Raw genomic sequence first — 2,238 nt, 5'->3', positions numbered from 1 at the left:
ATGATCTGAGCCATTTCATAACGGGTGATGTTTCTTTCGCCCTTGAATGTGCCATCCGGATAGCCTTCAACGACGCCCTGTTCGGACAGGTCTACGACTGCCTGGTAAGCCCAGTCGGACGGTGTTACATCAGAGAACGGGTTTGCAGCGTATGCGGATACGCCAGCGGAAAGTGCTGCAACAGCAGCGATTGCGAGGATCTTTTTCATATTCTTCGCTCCTTAAAAGAAATATAAGAAATAAGGTATGTCTCTTATAAGGAAGTAAAGAAGCCCGCGAGTGGCCGAGTTTCCTCTGCGCTGTCTTTTCCTTCCCACCATATGTGAGACAACATATAGTATTTTTTAAAGATACTACAAAATATTTACTCATGCAAACAAATTTGACATCTTTGTTCAGTTGACCATAGGTCACTACTGTGAAACGTCCGAAAGTACCGGTAAATTCTGCTTGTTCAAGAAATTTTCTTTAACATGCATTAAGGCGTTGGTCAGTCTTACAATATTCATAATATATCCAATATTTCTTATATTTTTACAATTATTTTCTATTTCACATATAACAGGAAGAAATAAGTTTCTCCTGCGTTTCTGATTCAGGGCAGCAGAGGCAAAAATGATGCATTTTTTGAGAACAGAATGTTAGATTTTTCGATAAGAAAAGAAACCCCTGCGAAGGAGGCTTCTTTTCTAAATTTTATGTATTTCCAATTCTGAATTTCTTTTAGAATACGTAGTTGAGGGAGAGTGTCCATGCGTCTTCGTCGGCCGCGGAGTGGTCTCCTCTGTTTGTCTTGACGTCGAAGGCGTATTCGCCGTGGAGGTAGACGTTCTTCTGGAGGGTGACGTCAGCGATGGCGTTCCAGTATTTCACGCAATCAGCGTTTGTGCCAGAGTCGGTGAGGTAAGAGAGGACGTTTGTCTGATAGCCGGTGCCACCGAAGTAAATGCCCTGATCGACGCCGTTGTATGCTACGTCAGCGGCGAAGGAGCCCGGTTTCTTCACGTTCAGCTTGCCATAGCCAAGGCCTGCATTCCATGCGGTGTCATAACCGTTCTTCCAGTTTGTATCCTTCCAGTATTCGCCGAATACGCGGAAATCTCCGACAGGAATCGTAAGGCCAGCGCCTGCGATTTCATAACCGGCGAAGGTGTCTGCCTTCTTGTCTCCGGTGAATTTCAAATAGTTCAGGTTCAGCTTGGCAGCGGAGAAGTCGAAGTCACCTTTGGCAAAGAATGCATCCTGATCTTTTACACCATCGGTGTAATCGGACTTATTGAAGCGGCCATAGCCGGCAGTCAGATTGACGCGGCCCTGATGGAACATAGCCTGAGCTCCGTCATAGCCGTATGGGAAGCCGTAGAGCCAGCCGCTCTGGTCGCCGATGACAACCGGCTGACGGCCCAGTCTGACTGTGACAGCATCGCCGAAGTCATGATTGACGAAGAGCTGATCAAAAATAACATTCGTATCATCGCTCGTCTTGAAATTCATTTCTGCATCAAGGCGGCCCTGTACGTAGGTGGAATCATTGACCTGTCCTTTTACATTCAGGCGGATACGGCCGTCCCACTTATCAGCGGCGCCTGCGTCCTTGTTCTGGTAACGCATACGGCCATCGCCGGAGAAGGAAAGGTTTCCTACCTTCTTTTCAAGATTGGAAACACGGACACCCAGATTGGCGGCGTTCAGCTGATCTTCCTTAGCGAGCATGCGGGCAATGATCTGCGCCATTTCATAACGGGTGATGTTTCTTTCGCCTTTGAAGGTGCCATCCGGATAGCCTTCAACGACGCCCTGTTCAGACAGGTCTGCGACTGCCTGGTAAGCCCAGTCATTCGGAGTTACATCAGAGAACGGGTTGGCAGCGTATGCAGATACGCCAGCGGTGAGTGCTGCCATGGCAGCGAGTGCGAGAATTTTTTTCGTATTCCTGCTCCTTAAAAAATGAATGTTCTTGAAACGGAGTCATGAAGCAGGGGAATGGCCTCCGTATTCACCGCGCTTCGCTCTTCCATGCCATACGCAGGGCGTATGTTCTGCATTCAGAATACTATAAAATTTTTACATATGCAATCCTGTCCAATCTGTCATTTGAATACCTTCCCGAGATTTTCCTGTTCCCGGGAGGATACCATCTTCCAGGCCCATTTCTGCGCAGAACCCCCTTTTAAATGAAAATCCACCCTTCAAAAGGCTGTCTTAAAGCATCAATTTTAAGAAAAATCACGAGTTCAG

The 2,238-nt window shown here is 47.2% G+C and carries 2 protein-coding genes; both read right to left on the bottom strand.

The window, feature by feature from the left end; translation table 11 throughout:
* Window positions 1-209 (bottom strand): S-layer homology domain-containing protein (locus M3200_RS05665; RefSeq protein ID WP_288178174.1); only part of this gene is annotated, 209 nt, incomplete at its 3' end.
* A 514-nt stretch (window positions 210-723) separates the two neighbouring features.
* Window positions 724-1,902, bottom strand: coding sequence for an S-layer homology domain-containing protein (locus tag M3200_RS05660; protein ID WP_022382578.1), 1,179 nt, complete (start codon window positions 1,900-1,902; stop codon window positions 724-726).
* Window positions 1,903-2,238: the final 336 nt, after the last annotated feature.

Source organism: Dialister sp. CAG:357 (assembly GCF_000435155.1).
Taxonomy (GTDB): domain Bacteria; phylum Bacillota; class Negativicutes; order Veillonellales; family Dialisteraceae; genus Dialister; species Dialister hominis.
The sequence above is the reverse complement of the archived record's forward strand: the minus strand, read 5'-3'. Positions and strand labels throughout refer to the sequence as shown.

Coding starts and splice junctions, on each gene's coding strand:
- M3200_RS05660 (WP_022382578.1), bottom strand. CDS start 1,902: ATGGCAGCACTCACCGCTGGCGTATCTGCATACGCTGCCAACCCGTTC.